The organism is Actinacidiphila sp. bgisy160 (assembly GCF_965342435.1).
Lineage (GTDB): Bacteria > Actinomycetota > Actinomycetes > Streptomycetales > Streptomycetaceae > Actinacidiphila.
The window spans coordinates 1-14,898 of the sequence record NZ_CBDRCM010000046.1; the positions used below are offsets into that span (position 1 = coordinate 1).

General features: G+C 71.9%; 10 protein-coding genes. 7 read left to right on the plus strand and 3 right to left on the minus strand.

Annotated elements, in window-relative coordinates; all coding sequences use genetic code 11:
• The coding region (locus tag ACRWNP_RS28145) for a trypsin-like serine peptidase (RefSeq protein WP_431966166.1) at positions 1-1,159 on the minus strand (1,159 nt) is incomplete at its 3' end.
• A 213-nt stretch (positions 1,160-1,372) separates the two neighbouring features.
• Here ACRWNP_RS28145 and ACRWNP_RS28150 point away from each other — a divergent pair.
• The 4 genes from ACRWNP_RS28150 to ACRWNP_RS28165 all read left to right on the plus strand — a co-directional run bounded on the left by ACRWNP_RS28150 (position 1,373) and on the right by ACRWNP_RS28165 (position 7,493).
• The gene (locus tag ACRWNP_RS28150) at positions 1,373-2,776 is read left to right on the plus strand and encodes a diaminobutyrate--2-oxoglutarate transaminase family protein (protein ID WP_431966259.1); all 1,404 of its coding nucleotides are present in this window, start codon (positions 1,373-1,375) and stop codon (positions 2,774-2,776) included.
• Positions 2,777-2,845: 69 nt separating this feature from the next.
• Positions 2,846-4,684, plus strand: coding sequence for an IucA/IucC family protein (locus tag ACRWNP_RS28155; protein WP_431966168.1), 1,839 nt, complete (start codon positions 2,846-2,848; stop codon positions 4,682-4,684).
• A 21-nt stretch (positions 4,685-4,705) separates the two neighbouring features.
• Entirely contained in the window at positions 4,706-5,425 is a 720-nt protein-coding gene (locus ACRWNP_RS28160; RefSeq protein ID WP_431966170.1) for a GNAT family N-acetyltransferase, read from the plus strand.
• Positions 5,426-5,504: 79 nt separating this feature from the next.
• A complete protein-coding gene (locus ACRWNP_RS28165; RefSeq protein WP_431966172.1) occupies positions 5,505-7,493 on the plus strand; it encodes an ATP-dependent DNA helicase in 1,989 nt (662 codons plus the stop codon).
• A 106-nt stretch (positions 7,494-7,599) separates the two neighbouring features.
• Here ACRWNP_RS28165 and lexA read toward each other — a convergent pair whose 3' ends face one another.
• The gene (gene lexA, locus ACRWNP_RS28170) at positions 7,600-8,370 is read right to left on the minus strand and encodes a transcriptional repressor LexA (RefSeq protein ID WP_431966174.1); all 771 of its coding nucleotides are present in this window, start codon (positions 8,368-8,370) and stop codon (positions 7,600-7,602) included.
• 536 nt (positions 8,371-8,906) lie between these two features.
• Here lexA and nrdR point away from each other — a divergent pair.
• Positions 8,907-9,419, plus strand: coding sequence for a transcriptional regulator NrdR (nrdR, locus tag ACRWNP_RS28175; RefSeq protein ID WP_431966176.1), 513 nt, complete (start codon positions 8,907-8,909; stop codon positions 9,417-9,419).
• Between the two features lie 128 nt (positions 9,420-9,547).
• On the plus strand, positions 9,548-12,454 hold the full coding sequence (locus ACRWNP_RS28180) for a vitamin B12-dependent ribonucleotide reductase (RefSeq protein WP_431966178.1): 2,907 nt from the start codon (positions 9,548-9,550) through the stop codon (positions 12,452-12,454).
• Between the two features lie 579 nt (positions 12,455-13,033).
• Here the strand turns inward: ACRWNP_RS28180 and ACRWNP_RS28185 are convergent.
• Complete coding sequence (locus ACRWNP_RS28185) at positions 13,034-13,879, minus strand: NAD(P)H-binding protein (protein WP_431966180.1); 846 nt, start codon at positions 13,877-13,879, stop codon at positions 13,034-13,036.
• A 148-nt stretch (positions 13,880-14,027) separates the two neighbouring features.
• On the opposite strand from ACRWNP_RS28185, the gene ACRWNP_RS28190 reads away from it, so the two are divergent.
• Positions 14,028-14,420, plus strand: coding sequence for a winged helix-turn-helix transcriptional regulator (locus tag ACRWNP_RS28190; protein WP_279566556.1), 393 nt, complete (start codon positions 14,028-14,030; stop codon positions 14,418-14,420).
• Positions 14,421-14,898 lie beyond the last annotated feature (478 nt).

Here is a 14,898-nt window from a genome sequence, read left to right on the forward strand (position 1 = left end):
CGAAGATCTCCTCGGCCTCGGAGCCCAGGTGCGGGCCCGCCAGCCAGCGGGGGCTGTCCTGCGGGCCGATGGAGGTGTTGCTGACCAGGGCCGGCTTCCCGCCGGGCCCCCGGGCGAACCAGCCGCCGCCGGAGGAGCCCGCCGTCATGGTGCAGCCCAGCCAGTGCATGGCGGGCGCGCCCGCGTTCAGCGCGAGGCGGACCGGATCGCCCGAGCACTGGTACTGCTGGTAGCCGAAGCCGTCGAAGGGGGCCGCGGCGGGGTAGCCGCGGATGTCCATGGAGTCGATGCCGGCCGAGGTGGGCGCGTCGAACCAGACCGGCACGGAGGCCCCGACCGTCTCCTCCAGCGACCGGGTCGAGTCCGGATCGGTCACCTTCAGCACCGCGAAGTCGTAGGGGTAGGCGGAACTGGTCTGCGAGGACTCCCCGCCCCCGTCGATCCACTGCTGGGAGGTCCCCGCCTTCGTCGCCCACCACGTGCCGTAGGGGGCCAGCTGCTCCTTGCCTGCGCTCCGCAGCGCGGCGCCGCTCAGGCCCGTGTCGTTGAAGGACGGCACGAAGACGATGTTGCGGTACCAGCCGCCCCGGGCGCCCGCGTGCACGCAGTGGCCCGCCGTCCACACCAGGTTGCTGCGGCCCGGGTTCGCCGGGTCGCTCACCACGGTGGCCGAGCAGACCGCCTGGCCGTCGGGCATGTCGAAGAGCAGTTTGCCCGTCGCCGGGGAGGCCCCGTGGTACGGGGCCGGCAGGTGCCGCGCCCGGATCGCGGCGGGCTCCGGGTCGCTGGTGCCGTCGTCCACCTGCCCCAGGTCGGGCCGTTGCTCGTCGTCCGGGGTCTCGTCGGCGCTGCGGAGCCGGTCGGCGTCCCAGAGGTCCTTGATGATGGGATTGATGAAGTCGGCCGCGTCGCGCAGCCACTTGTCCTTGTCCCAGTCCTTCCACCCGCCGTCCTTCAGAGCGTCGGCCCACTTGTCCAGATCGTCCAGGCTGGTGGGGAGGGCGGTCGGCAGCTGGAGGCCGCCGCCACCGGCCGTCGCGGTGGGTGTCGGGCCGGGTTTGGCGTCGGCGTTGTCGTCGGACGGGCCGCAGGCCGTCGCCGTCACGGCGAGCAGGGCCGCCGCGACAGCGGCTGCGGCCAACCGGCTTATCGGTGCCATGGGTTGCGCTCCCCCTGTTGTCAACACGTTGTCAACAGTCGTCTGCCCACTCGAGGGCGACCCCTCACCGTGCCCTCAAGGGGAGGACGGCGGGCGCCCCGCCGACGGTTCCTCACCAGGATCTGCGCTCCAGACAGTTGCCGGTCAGCGCGTACGTCGTTGGTAGCTCCGGGGACGCAAGCACCGACACCGAGGAGTGAGCACGTGGCCGCCATGCCGAGCGCGAGGAGCCGACCGGCGGTGCGCGGGGGCGAGCACGAGTCCGACACCGAGTTCGACGACACCGAGGGCATTCTGAGGCGTCAGTCGATGCGCGAGTCGGCCGCCCGCACCTACGCCCGCTCGCTGCCCGTCGTGCCCGTGCGGGCCCAGGGCATGACCGTCGAGGGCGCCGACGGCCGCCGCTACCTCGACTGCCTCTCCGGCGCCGGCACCCTCGCCCTCGGCCACAACCACCCCGTCGTCCTCGAGGCCATCCGCGCCCTCCTCGACTCCGGCGCCCCGCTCCACGTGCTGGACCTCGCCACGCCCGTCAAGGACGCCTTCACCACCGCCCTCTTCGAGACCCTGCCGCGTGAACTCGCCGACCACGGACGCATCCAGTTCTGCGGCCCGGCCGGCACCGACGCCGTCGAAGCCGCCCTCAAGCTCGTCCGCACCGCCACCGGCCGCGGCGGACTGCTCGCCTTCACCGGCGGCTACCACGGCATGACCGCCGCGGCCCTCGCCGCCACCGGCGACACCGCCGTGCGCGGGGCGGCCGGCGGTACCGTCGACGCGCGGGTCACGCGGCTGCCGTACCCGTACGACTACCGCTGCCCGTTCGGGGTGGGCGGGGAGCAAGGCGCAGAGCTGTCCGCGCGGCTGACGGAGAGCCTGCTCGACGACCCCAAGGGCGGCATCCAGCCGCCCGCGGGCATGCTCTTCGAACCCGTCCAGGGCGAAGGCGGCGTCATCCCCGCCCCCGACACCTGGCTGCGGCGGATGCGCGACCTCACCGCGGCCCGCGGCATCCCGCTCATCGCCGACGAGGTGCAGACCGGCGTGGGGCGCACCGGGGCCTTCTGGGCGATCGAGCACAGCGGCGTCGTCCCGGACGTGATGGTGATGTCCAAGGCGATCGGCGGCAGCCTCCCGCTCGCCGTCATCGTCTACCGCGAGGAACTCGACTCCTGGCGGCCCGGCGCCCACGCCGGCACCTTCCGCGGCAACCAGCTCGCCATGGCGGCGGGCACCGCCACCCTCGGCTACGTGCGGCGCAACGGCCTCGCCGAGCGCGCCGCCCTCCTCGGGGCCCGCATGCTCGCCCGGCTGCGGACGCTGGCCGAGGAACACCCCTGCGTCGGCGACGTCCGCGGCCGCGGCCTCATGCTCGGCGTCGAACTCGTCGACCCCGACACGGACCCCGGGCCGCGGGGCGTCCCCCCGACCGCGCCCCGCCTCGCGGCGGCCGTCCGGCGGGCCGCCCTCGACCGCGGCCTCATCGTCGAACTCGGCGGCCGCGACGGCAGCGTGATCCGGCTGCTGCCCCCGCTGACGATCACCGAAGAACAGTCAGAAGCCGTCCTGGACCGCCTTGCCGACGCCCTCGTCGCCGCGACGGCGGTCCGGGCGTGACCTTGCGCCCAGCGGCCCCGCCCCCGGGGCGGGATCCCACCGGGCGCCGACCCCTCACGGAGCGAAGCGATGACCGTACGTCCCGGCGACGAAGCCACCGCGGCCGTCCCCCATCAGCGCGCCGCCGAGGCCGGCCTGCCGGGCCGGGCCGGCCCCGCGGCCCCGCCGCCCGTCGCCGACCCGCTGGAGCAGGAGGATCCGTGGGCCGCCGCCGACGCCGCCGGCACGGACGCCCTGCTGCGCTGCTGGGTACGTGAGACGGGGCTGCCGCCCGAGCCGGACGGCCGCACCCTGCGCGTGCCGTTGCCCGCCGCCGGCGCCGAGCTCCTCGTCCCGGTCCACCACTGGTCGGCCGTCGGCCACCACCGCTTCGGCGCCCCGCGCCCCGCCGCCGGAGGTGCCCCGCTGGACGCCGTCACCCTCGCCGCGCTGCTCGCACGGGAGGCCGCCGCTCCCGGCCCGGACGGTCCCGGACTCGTCGCGCGGGTCGCCGACTCCGTACACCGCACCGCGGCCTTCCTCACCGCACGCCGCGCCCACCCCGCCGCCCCCCACGGCACCCACCCGTTCCTCGACGCGGAGCAGGACCTCGTCCTGGGCCACCCGCTCCACCCCGCACCCAAGAGCCGGGAAGGAGTCACCGAGGCCGAGGCCGCGGTGTACGCCCCGGAGCAGCGCGGGGCCTTCGCCCTGCACTGGCTGTCCGTGCACCGCTCGCTCCTGGCCACCGACTCCGCCTGGACCGAACGCGGCCGCCCCGTACCCGCCGAGCAGCTGCTGACGGCACTGGGCGGACCGGAGCTCGTCCGGCGGCTCCCCGCGGGTACCGTGCCCCTGCCGCTCCACCCCTGGCAGGCCCGCGAGGCCGCCCACCGTCCGCAGGTGCGCGCCCTGCTGGAGGCCGGGCTGCTCCACGACCTCGGCGCCGCCGGCGACCCCTGGCACCCCACCTCCTCGCTGCGCACCGTGTACCGGCCCGGCGCCCCCGCGATGCTCAAGCTCTCGCTGGCCCTGCGGATCACCAACTGCCGCCGCGAGAACCTCCGCAAGGAACTCCACCGGGGCGTCGAGGTGCACCGGCTGCTCCGGGCCGGCCTCGCCGCGCGCTGGCACGCCGTCCATCCCGGGTTCGACATCGTCCGCGACCCCGCCTGGCTGGCCGTCGGCACCACCGCCGGCGTTCCCGTACCCGGCCTCGACGTCGTCCTGCGGCACAACCCCTTCGGCCCCGGCGACGAGGTGCGCTGCCTCGCCGGCGTCACGGCCCCGCGCCCCGCCCCGGACGGCGGCGGCGCCCTGCGGTCCCGGCTCGCCGAACTGGTGGCGCGGCTCGCCTCCCGTACCGGACGACCGGTGGCGGCCGTCGCCACCGAGTGGTTCCTGCGCTACCTGGAAGCAGTGGTCCGGCCGGTCCTGTGGCTCGACGGCGAGGCGGGCATCGCCCTGGAGGCGCACCAGCAGAACACGCTGGTCGTCCTCGACCCCCACGGCTGGCCGGCCGGCGGCCGCTACCGCGACAACCAGGGCTACTACTTCCGCGAGTCCGCGCGCGCGGCCCTCACCGCCCTGCTGCCCGCAGCGGGCGAGAGCAGCGACACCTTCGTGGCCGACGCCGTCGCCGACGAGCGATTCGCCTACTACCTCGGCGTCAACAACGTCCTCGGTCTCGTCGGCGCCCTGGGCTCCCAGCGCCTCGCCGACGAACGGGTGCTCCTCGCCGCCCTGCGCCGCTTCCTGGAGCAGGCCGCCCGCACCGGCCGCTCCGGGCTGCCCGCGCGGCTGCTGGAGGAGCCCCGGCTGCGCTGCAAGGCCAACCTCCTCACCCGGCTGCACGGGATGGACGAGCTGGTCGGCCCCGTCGACACCCAGTCCGTCTACGTCGCCGTCCCCAACCCCCTCACCACCTGACGAGAGGAGGCCGCGACCACCGTGGCGACCGCCGACCCCACCCCCGCCCCCGTGTCCCCGCCCGGGAACGCCGACGACACCCTTGACCTGGAACTGCCCGCCGACGTCCTCGCCCTCCTCGACGAGGACGTCACGGCCGACGACCGCGCCGGCGGCCCGGCCCCGCTCGACGACCTCCTCGACGGCGTCGCCGACTGGGGCCCGGTCGGCACCCCCGCGGGCACCTTCCAGCTGGTCCCCGTACGTCCCGAGCGCGACCTGCGCGTCATCGCCCACTGGATGAACGACCCCGCCGTCGCCGAGTTCTGGGACCTCGCGGGCCGGCCCGAGGTCGCCGAGCGGCACCTGCGCGCCCAGCTCGACGGCGACGGGCGCAGCGTGCCGTGCGTCGGGGTCCTCGACGGGGTGCCCATGAGCTACTGGGAGATCTACCGGGCCGACCTCGACCCGGTGGCCCGCTACTACCCGGCCCGCCCCCACGACACCGGGCTCCACCTGCTCATCGGCCCCGTCGCCGACCGGGCCCGCGGGCTCGGCGGCATCCTGCTGCGAGCCGTGGCCGACCACGCACTGCGGCAGCGGCCCCGCTGCACCCGGGTGATCGCCGAGCCGGACCTGCGCAACACCCCGTCCGTCGCCGCCTTCCTCGCCGCGGGCTTCCGCTTCTCGGCGGAGGTCGACCTGCCGGGCAAGCGGGCGGCACTCGTCGTCCGCGACCGCGCACTGCGTCACCTCCTGTGACCCGCCGGCCACGCGGGAGGGTCGCCGTACGGGCGGTGGCGACCGCGTTGTCGGTGCCGCCCCGTAGGCTGGACCCGCTATGACACAGCCCTCGAAGCCCGCCCTCACCGACCTCCTCCACGCCGCCGTCTCCGCGGTCGGCGGGGTGGAGCGGCCCGGCCAGGTCGCCATGGCCGAAGCCGTCGCCGAAGCCGTGGACAACGGCTCCCACCTGCTCGTCCAGGCCGGCACCGGAACCGGCAAGTCGCTCGGCTACCTGGTGCCCGCGCTGGCCCACGGCGAGCGCGTGGTCGTCGCCACCGCGACCTTGGCCCTGCAGCGCCAGCTCGTCGAGCGGGACCTGCCGCGCACCGTCGACGCGCTGCATCCGCTGCTGCGGCGCGAGCCGCAGTTCGCGATGCTCAAGGGCCGCTCCAACTACCTGTGCCTGCACCGGCTCCACGAGGGCGTGCCGCAGGACGAGGGCGACGGGCTGTTCGACCAGTTCGAGGCCGCCGCGCCGACCAGCAAGCTCGGTCAGGACCTGCTCCGGCTGCGCGACTGGTCGGACGAGACCGAGAGCGGAGACCGCGACGACCTGACGCCCGGCGTCTCCGACAGTGCCTGGCAGCAGGTCTCGGTGACCTCCCGCGAGTGCCTGGGCGCCTCGCGCTGCGCGTACGGCGCCGAGTGCTTCGCGGAGGCGGCGCGCGAGCGCGCCAAACTCGCCGACGTCGTGGTCACCAACCACGCGCTGCTGGCCATCGACGCCCTCGAAGGCGCGCCCGTCCTGCCCAGCCATGAGGTGCTCGTCGTCGACGAGGCCCATGAACTGGTCTCGCGCGTCACCGGCGTCGCCACCGGTGAGCTCACACCCGGCCGGGTCAACCGGACGGTGAAGCTCGCGGCCAAGCTGGTCAACGAGAAGGCCGCGGACGCCTTGATGAGCGCGTCGGAGGGCTTCGAACGGCTCATGGAACTGGCCCTCCCCGGGCGTCTGGAAGAGCTGCCCGAGGATCTGCGCTACGCCCTGATGGCGCTGCGCGACGCGTGCCGTCTGGTCATCACCTCGCTCGGCGAGACCCGTGACCGCTCCGTGCAGGACGAGGACGCCGTCCGGAAGATGGCCCTCGCCGCCACGGAGAACGTCCACGAGGTCGCCGAGCGCATCGTCGAGGGCTCGGATTACGACGTCGTCTGGTACGAGCGCCACGACCGCTTCGGTGCCTCGCTGCGGGTGGCCCCGCTCAGCGTCTCCGGCCTGCTGCGGGAGAAGCTGTTCACCGAGCGCTCCGTCGTCCTGACCTCCGCCACGCTCCGGCTGGGCGCCGACTTCAACGGCGTCGCGGCCTCACTGGGACTGGCCCCTGAGGGCGCCGTGGCGGCCGAGGGGGAGGAGGACCCGCCGGAGTGGAAGGGCCTCGACGTCGGCTCGCCCTTCGACTACCCCAAGCAGGGCATCCTCTACGTCGCCCGCCATCTGTCACAGCCCGGCCGGGACAGTGGCCGCGAGGACATGCTGGACGAGCTCACCGAGCTGATCGAGGCCGCGGGCGGCCGCACACTCGGGCTGTTCTCGTCCATGCGCGCGGCTCAGGGCGCCGCCGAGGCGCTGCGCGGCCGCATCGACCACCCGATCCTGCTGCAGGGCGAGGAGACCCTGGGCGAGCTGATCCGCCGCTTCGCCGCGGACGCCCGCACCTGCCTGTTCGGCACCCTCTCGCTCTGGCAGGGCGTGGACGTGCCCGGGCCGAACTGCCAGTTGGTGGTGATGGACCGGATCCCGTTCCCCCGCCCGGACGACCCGTTGATGAGCGCGCGCCAGAAGGCGGTGGAGGAGAAGGGCGGCAACGGCTTCATGGCGGTGGCCGCCACGCACGCGGCCCTGCTGATGGCGCAGGGCGCCGGCCGGCTGGTACGGGCCTCCGGGGACCGCGGGGTCGTCGCCGTCCTCGATCCCCGGCTGGTCACGGCCCGCTACGGCGGCTTCATCAAGGCCTCGATGCCGGACTTCTGGCAGACAACGGACCGCAACCAGGTCCGCCGTTCGCTGGCCGCCATCGACGCCGCCGCCTCGGCGGCCGAGTGACGTCGCCGGGGCGACCCCCGGCAGCGCACAGGAACAGCCCCCGCCCACAACGGGGCCCCGGAACCGGCGCAGAGGTCCCGGGGCCCGGTCACGGGCGGGTCCTGGCTCAGACCCGGCGCAGCACCGCCACCACCTTGCCGAGGATGGTGGCCTCGTCACCCGGGATGGGCTGGTAGGCGGCGTTGTGGGGCATCAGCCACACATGCCCGTCCTCGCGCTTGAAGCGCTTGACCGTGGCCTCTCCCTCGATCATCGCCGCGACGATGTCGCCGTTCTCCGCGACCGGCTGACGGCGCACCGTCACCCAGTCGCCGTCGCAGATGGCGGCCTCGATCATCGAGTCACCGACGACCTTGAGCACGAACAGCTCGCCGTCGCCCACCAGCTGGCGGGGGAGCGGGAACACGTCCTCCACGGACTCCTCGGCGAGGATCGGGCCACCGGCGGCGATCCGGCCCACCAGGGGAACGTACGACGCGGAGGGCTTGCCCGCGGTGTCCGTGGGCTGCGCCTGCGCGGAGTCGGAGGCGCGCACCTCGTACGCACGGGGGCGGTGCGGATCACGCCGGAGGAAGCCCTTGCGCTCCAGCGCCATGAGCTGATGGGCGACCGACGACGTGCTCGACAGCCCGACGGCCTGGCCGATCTCACGCATGGAAGGCGGGTATCCGCGCCGCTGGACGGAATCCCGGATCACCTCGATGACGCGCCTTTGGCGGTCGGTGAGTCCGGAACTGTCCGCCCGGATTCCCGGAGGTCGTCCTGGTAGCGCTCGCGCGGGCTTTGGCGTCTCGTCGTTCATCGCTTCCATCGGGCGTAGCCGGTCCTGGGGGCGGTCATGGGCGGTCAATGTGGCGCTGTCGGCGGTGGTGGTCACGGCGGCCCCTCTCGAGATGTTCTCCCTAGTAGGACAACGGTAGTTGCTTTCGAAAGGTTGCGCCAAACACACGTTCGAGTGAATTTGTGCTGATCCACTGTTGCGATCAAGCTGCAGATGGTATTGATCGAATATGAATTCGAATTCATCCGGCATTCGGGTTCCGAACGCCGTTTCCGCGGGCCGGTATTGCGTCGTCGCCTCCTGTCCGCCCGTCCGGCTCCATGATGCGCGAGTCGTGACGATCCGTACACCCAGTGTGTCACTCGCGCCCCGGCTCTCCCGGGAGGCCGCGCGTCGCGTAGGCTCCCGTCCCGTCGGCGAGCCGCGACACGCGGTTCGCGCGATGGGTGCGTTTGGCCACCACGCCACCAGATCTAGTGGTTGGATGGGGTCCTGCCCCCACAAGTAGTGGTCCCCGGGTCATCAGACCCTTCCGGATCGCCTATGCTTGTGGCTGCTTCGCGGGGCCCTGACCGGCCCCTCGGGCTCAGAAGCCGTGCGCTCACCGTGGGTGAGGGAGGGAGAGGGAAACGATGCACTGCCCCTTCTGCCGACACCCCGACAGCCGCGTCGTCGACAGCCGGACCACCGACGACGGCACCTCGATCCGCCGTCGCCGGCAGTGCCCCGACTGCGGCCGCCGCTTCACCACCGTGGAGACGGCCTCGCTGATGGTCATCAAGCGCAGCGGGGTCACCGAACCCTTCAGCCGGAACAAGGTCATCGCCGGAGTCCGCAAGGCCTGCCAGGGCCGGCCCGTCACCGAGGACGCCCTCGCCCAGCTCGGGCAGCGCGTCGAGGAGGCGGTGCGCGCCACGGGCAGCGCCGAGCTGTCGACCCACGATGTCGGGCTGGCCATACTCGGCCCGCTGAAGGACCTGGACCTGGTCGCCTATCTCCGCTTCGCCTCCGTCTACCGGGCCTTCGACACGCTCGAGGACTTCGAGGCGGCGATCGCCGAGCTGCGCGACCAGGGGCCACCGAACGACACCGGGGGGCGGGACCGGGACGTGGCCGTCCCCACCGCCGCCGTCGCCGCGGAGTAGCGGCGACACACCGGCACCAGACTTGCCGGGCACCTGGGGGGGTGCACCGGCCGTGAGAGACACCGGCGCGGGAAGACCGCGGCGCTTCAGGGCGTTTTACCTGTAATGCCTGTAATGGGAGGCGGCACATGACAGAGACGACGAGCGGCCCGGCAAGGGGTTCCCGAGCCAAGGCCGGCAAGGCGGCCGCGGCGGCCCCGGCTGCCAAGGGCCTGCGCATCGAGCGCATCCACACCACCCCGGGGACGCACCCCTACGACGAGGTGGTCTGGGAACGCCGTGACGTCGTCATGACCAACTGGCGCGACGGCTCGATCAACTTCGAGCAGCGCGGCGTGGAGTTCCCCGACTTCTGGTCGGTGAACGCGGTCAACATCGTCACCAGCAAGTACTTCCGCGGCGCCGTGGGTTCCCCGCAGCGCGAGAGCAGCCTCCGCCAGCTGATCGACCGTGTGGTCACGACGTACCGCAAGGCCGGTGAGGACCACGGCTACTTCGCGTCCCCCGCCGACGCGGAGATCTTCGAGCACGAGCTGACCTGGGCCCTGCTCCACCAGGTCTTCAGCTTCAACTCCCCGGTGTGGTTCAACGTCGGCACCGCCCAGCCGCAGCAGGTCTCGGCGTGCTTCATCCTCTCGGTCGACGACTCCATGGAGTCCATCCTCGACTGGTACAAGGAAGAGGGGATGATCTTCAAGGGCGGTTCCGGCGCGGGCCTGAACCTCTCGCGCATCCGCTCCTCCAAGGAGCTGCTCTCCTCCGGCGGCAACGCCTCCGGCCCTGTCTCCTTCATGCGCGGCGCGGACGCCTCCGCCGGCACCATCAAGTCCGGCGGCGCCACCCGCCGCGCGGCCAAGATGGTCGTCCTGGACGTCGACCACCCGGACGTCGAGGCCTTCATCGACACCAAGGTGAAGGAGGAGGAGAAGATTCGCGCCCTGCGCGACGCGGGCTTCGACATGGACCTGGGCGGCGACGACATCACGTCCGTCCAGTACCAGAACGCCAACAACTCCGTGCGCGTGAACGAAGAGTTCATGAAGGCGTACGAGGACGGCGGCAAGTTCGGCCTGCGCGCCCGGATGACCGGAGAGGTCATCGAGGAGGTCGACGCCAAGGCGCTCTTCCGCAAGCTGGCCGAGGCCGCCTGGGCCTGCGCCGACCCCGGCATCCAGTACGACGACGTCATCAACCACTGGCACACCACGCCGGAGACCGGCCGCATCACCGCGTCCAACCCCTGCAGCGAGTACATGCACCTGGACAACTCGTCCTGCAACCTCGCCTCGCTCAACCTGCTGAAGTTCCTGGACGACGACGGCAAGGGCAACCAGCGCTTCGACGCCGTGCGCTTCGCCAAGGTCGTCGAACTCGTCATCACCGCGATGGACATCTCCATCTCCTTCGCGGACTTCCCGACCCAGAAGATCGGCGAGACCACCCGCGCCTTCCGGCAGCTGGGCATCGGATACGCCAACCTCGGCGCCCTGCTCATGGCGACCGGGCACGCCTACGACTCCGACGGCGGCCGCGCGCTCGCCGGTGCGATCACCTCGCTGATGACCGGCGTCTCCTACAAGCGCTCCGCGGAGCTCGCCGCGGTCGTCGGCCCGTACGACGGCTACGCCCGCAACGCCACCGCCCACAAGCGCGTCATGAAGCAGCACTCCGACGCCAACGCCGTCGCCACGCGGATGGACGACCTGGACACCCCGGTCTGGGCCGCGGCCACCGAAGCCTGGCAGGACGTCCTGCGCCTCGGCGAGAAGAACGGTTTCCGCAACGCGCAGGCCTCCCTGCTGGCCCCGACCGGCACCATCGGCCTGATGATGGACTGCGACACCACCGGCATCGAGCCGGACCTCGCCCTGGTCAAGTTCAAGAAACTGGTCGGCGGCGGCTCCATGCAGATCGTGAACAACACGGTCCCGCAGGCCCTGCACCGCCTCGGCTACCAGCAGGAGCAGATCGAGGCGATCGTCGCCCACATCGCCGAGCACGGCAGCGTCATCGACGCGCCCGGCCTAAGGCCCGAGCACTACGAGGTCTTCGACTGCGCCATGGGCGAGCGCTCCATCGCGCCGATGGGCCACGTCCGGATGATGGCCGCGACCCAGCCGTTCCTGTCCGGCGCCATCTCCAAGACGGTCAACATGCCGGAGTCGGCGACCGTCGAGGAGATCGAGGAGATCTACTACGAGGGCTGGAAGCTCGGCCTGAAGGCGCTCGCGATCTACCGCGACAACTGCAAGGTCGGCCAGCCGCTCTCCGCCAAGAAGAAGGCGGCGGAGAAGAAGGCCGAGGAGGCGGTGGCCGCCGCCCCCGCCGCGGTCGAGAAGGTCGTCGAGTACCGCCCGGTCCGCCGTCGGCTCCCCAAGGGCCGTCCGGGGATCACCACCTCCTTCACGGTGGGCGGCGCCGAGGGCTACATGACCGCCAACTCCTACCCGGACGACGGTCTGGGCGAGGTCTTCCTGAAGATGTCCAAGCAGGGCTCGACCCTCGCGGGCATGATGGACGCCTTCTCCATCGCCGTCTCGGTCGGCCTGCAGTACGGGGTGCCGCTGGAGACCTACGTCTCGAAGTTCACCAACATGCGCTTCGAGCCGGCCGGCCTCACCGACGACCCGGACGTGCGGATGGCGCAGTCGATCGTCGACTACATCTTCCGCCGCCTGGCGCTGGACTTCCTGCCCTTCGAGACCCGCTCCGCCCTCGGCATCCACTCCGCCGAGGAGCGTCAGCGCCATCTCGACACGGGTTCGTACGAGCCCGCCGCCGATGAGGTCGACGTCGAGGGCCTGGCGCAGTCCGCCCCGCGCCAGACCGAGGCGCCCAAGCCGGCCGCCACGGCCAAGCCCGAGGCCGCGGCGACCCCAGCGGCGAAGACCGCCCACAACTCCACGGAGTTGCTGGAGATCCAGCTCGGCCTGAACGCCGACGCCCCGCTCTGCTTCTCCTGCGGCACGAAGATGCGCCGTGCGGGCAGTTGCTACCTCTGCGAGGGCTGTGGCTCCACCAGCGGCTGCAGCTGAGACTTAGGCGGAATTGCATCTGCTGCAACATTTCGCAGGTGTAGCCGATCCGCCTGAACGGCAGCTCAAGGGGGTGTCGACCGATCGTCGGCACCCCCTCGTTCGTCGATGAGCTGGGCGTTCCCGAAGGCCGCGTAGCCGATTCAACGATGTTGCGTTGCACGCAAGCAGCGGAGGCCGCTGTGGCTGTTCTTGGAGTACCTCACGGACGCGCGGTATTCGTGGCCGGCGGTCTGCCAGGAACGTCAGCTGACAACAACCGGCACATTGCCGATGCTGCGGCGACTCGAAGCCGCCAACGCCCGCATCCGGCGCCTCACCGAGGAGAACCAGCGGCTCCGTGAGCAACTCGCCCGCGCACTCGGCGAACAGCGCCCGGCGACGAATCGCACGGGCCCGCCGCGGGCGAGTGCGAGGAGTGTCGGGGATGTCTGATCTGACTTTCGCCACCCCGTGCTCGGCACTTCCCCGGACCTGCTCACCTTGGATCCTCACTGCGAGGTGCGGGAACCGTCTGGGTGCGGTCGGCGGTGCGTCGTGCTGGATTGTCCAGGAATGCCTTGGACGGAGACGCAGGGCCTATCGGAAGGCGGCGATGTGGCGCTGGGCCCAGTCGGCGAAGGTGCGGGGCGCGCGGCCGAGGAGCCGCTCGACGTCGGGGCTGATGCGCTGCTCAGCGGGGGTGGGCTCACCCAGGATGGTCAGCGTGGTCTCGACCACGGGCTCGGGCATGAACCGCAGCATCTGCGCCTGGGCCTCGGCGCGGGTCTGCTCGATGAACCGGACGGGTTCGCCGAGTGCGTCGGCAATCGCCTCGGCCCGCTGGCGGGGCGTGCTGAGGGCGGGGCCGGTCAGCTCGTAGATCTGTCCGGCGTGGCCGTCCTCCCGCAGGGCTGTGGCGGCGACCTCGGCGATGTCGTCCGGGTCGATGGTCGGCAGGCCGATGTCGGCGAACGGCGCGGCGATGGTCCTTCGGGCGCGGACCGACTCGGCCCAGGCGTACGCGTTGGAGTTGAAGCCTCCGGGCCGCAGGATCGTCCAGTCCATGCCTGACTGCCGGACGGCGTCCTCGATGGTTCGTCCCAGGTTCCCGTGAGAGGCCGAATGCGGTCGGGTCGCGACTCCTTGGGAGGACAGCAGGACGACCCGCCCGACGCCGCCGGCCTTGGCGACGTCGAGGATGTCTCGTGGGCTCAGCAGGTGGGCGCTGGGGCCGCCGCTTTGCAGGAACAGCGCGTCGGCTCCGTTGAGAACGGGCCGAAGGCTCTCAGGATCGACCAGGTCCGCCTGCGCGTACTGGACGCTCTCCGGCACGTCCGCGTCCGAGATCCCCCGGGATGTCGCGGTCACCTGCGCACCGGCTGCCGCGAGGGCCCGCACGAGCGATCGGCCGACGTTGCCGGTCGCACCCGTCACTACGAACATGAACAACTCCCGTGTCGATTCAGCATGGTTGTCGCCGCCCGAGCGGGCGGGGCCGCCGCGGAGAGTTGCTCTCCGGGCGACACGGGGACGCTAACACCGTCGATATAGTAGGTACCTACAGGAAAGTGACTATCCCGAGGGGGCGTGCATGGCCGGCGACGCTGACTGGGTGGCAGCCGCTGCGACCGACCCAGAACTCGCCTGTCCGACCAGTGCGGTCGTGGACATCGTGTTCAGCCGGTGGACCACGCCGATCCTGTGGACTCTCCACATGCATGGTCGGCAACGGTTCGTCGAGCTGGAACGACGGATCGGCACGATCACACCAAAGGTACTGACCCAGCGGCTGCGTCAGCTGGAACGCGACGGCATGGTCGTGCGTACGTACCACCCGGAGGTCCCCCCTCGGGTCGAGTACGAGATCAGCGAGCTGGGCCGCAGCCTCGCCCCACTCTTCGCGCACCTCGCAGAATGGGCTGCCGGCAACCTGGACAAGGTCGAGCAGGCCCGGCACGACTACGACACCGTTCCACCCCGGTAGCGCGCCAGTGGGAGGACTCGATCCTTGTCCGAACTTCCGCTGCCTGGTTGATTCCGCAAGCAAGTGGCCGGTCCGCCGCGGCCCGAAATAGGGTCGAGGGGATCGCTGTCGCATTCCCGTGACCGTCAGGCGTATTCCTCCTCCGGCGATCGGCGCTTTCTTCCCCCGTACGCCAAGGAGTTCCTGTCGTCCACCGATCCCATCGCCGACACTGTCGCATCGCTCATTCGGCAGCGCCGAAGGAACTCGCGGAACTCGTCGGGTTCAGGTCGGTCGCGGACCCGGACGTCGCACCTCACCTGATCGCTGGAGGAGCCGGCCGCCGCGAGGAGGGTGGCCCTCGACGCCTGTGCGGCGCTTTTCTCCCGCGCAATCTCGGAGCGACCGTGTTCCGGGCTCAGTGCGAGGCCCCGCGGCGAGCGACTGCCTGCGGCCGCCGCGGGAGCCGCCGGACCCGCGGGGGCGGGCCCGGCAGCCC

Excerpts from the sequence above, each read along its gene's own strand:
- ACRWNP_RS28150 (WP_431966259.1), top strand. The coding sequence starts at position 1,373 with ATGCCGAGCGCGAGGAGCCGACCGGCGGTGCGCGGGGGCGAGCACGAG.
- ACRWNP_RS28155 (WP_431966168.1), top strand. The coding sequence starts at position 2,846 with ATGACCGTACGTCCCGGCGACGAAGCCACCGCGGCCGTCCCCCATCAG.
- ACRWNP_RS28165 (WP_431966172.1), top strand. The coding sequence starts at position 5,505 with ATGACACAGCCCTCGAAGCCCGCCCTCACCGACCTCCTCCACGCCGCC.
- nrdR (WP_431966176.1), top strand. The coding sequence starts at position 8,907 with ATGCACTGCCCCTTCTGCCGACACCCCGACAGCCGCGTCGTCGACAGC.
- ACRWNP_RS28180 (WP_431966178.1), top strand. The coding sequence starts at position 9,548 with ATGACAGAGACGACGAGCGGCCCGGCAAGGGGTTCCCGAGCCAAGGCC.
- ACRWNP_RS28185 (WP_431966180.1), bottom strand. The coding sequence starts at position 13,879 with ATGTTCGTAGTGACGGGTGCGACCGGCAACGTCGGCCGATCGCTCGTG.
- ACRWNP_RS28190 (WP_279566556.1), top strand. The coding sequence starts at position 14,028 with ATGGCCGGCGACGCTGACTGGGTGGCAGCCGCTGCGACCGACCCAGAA.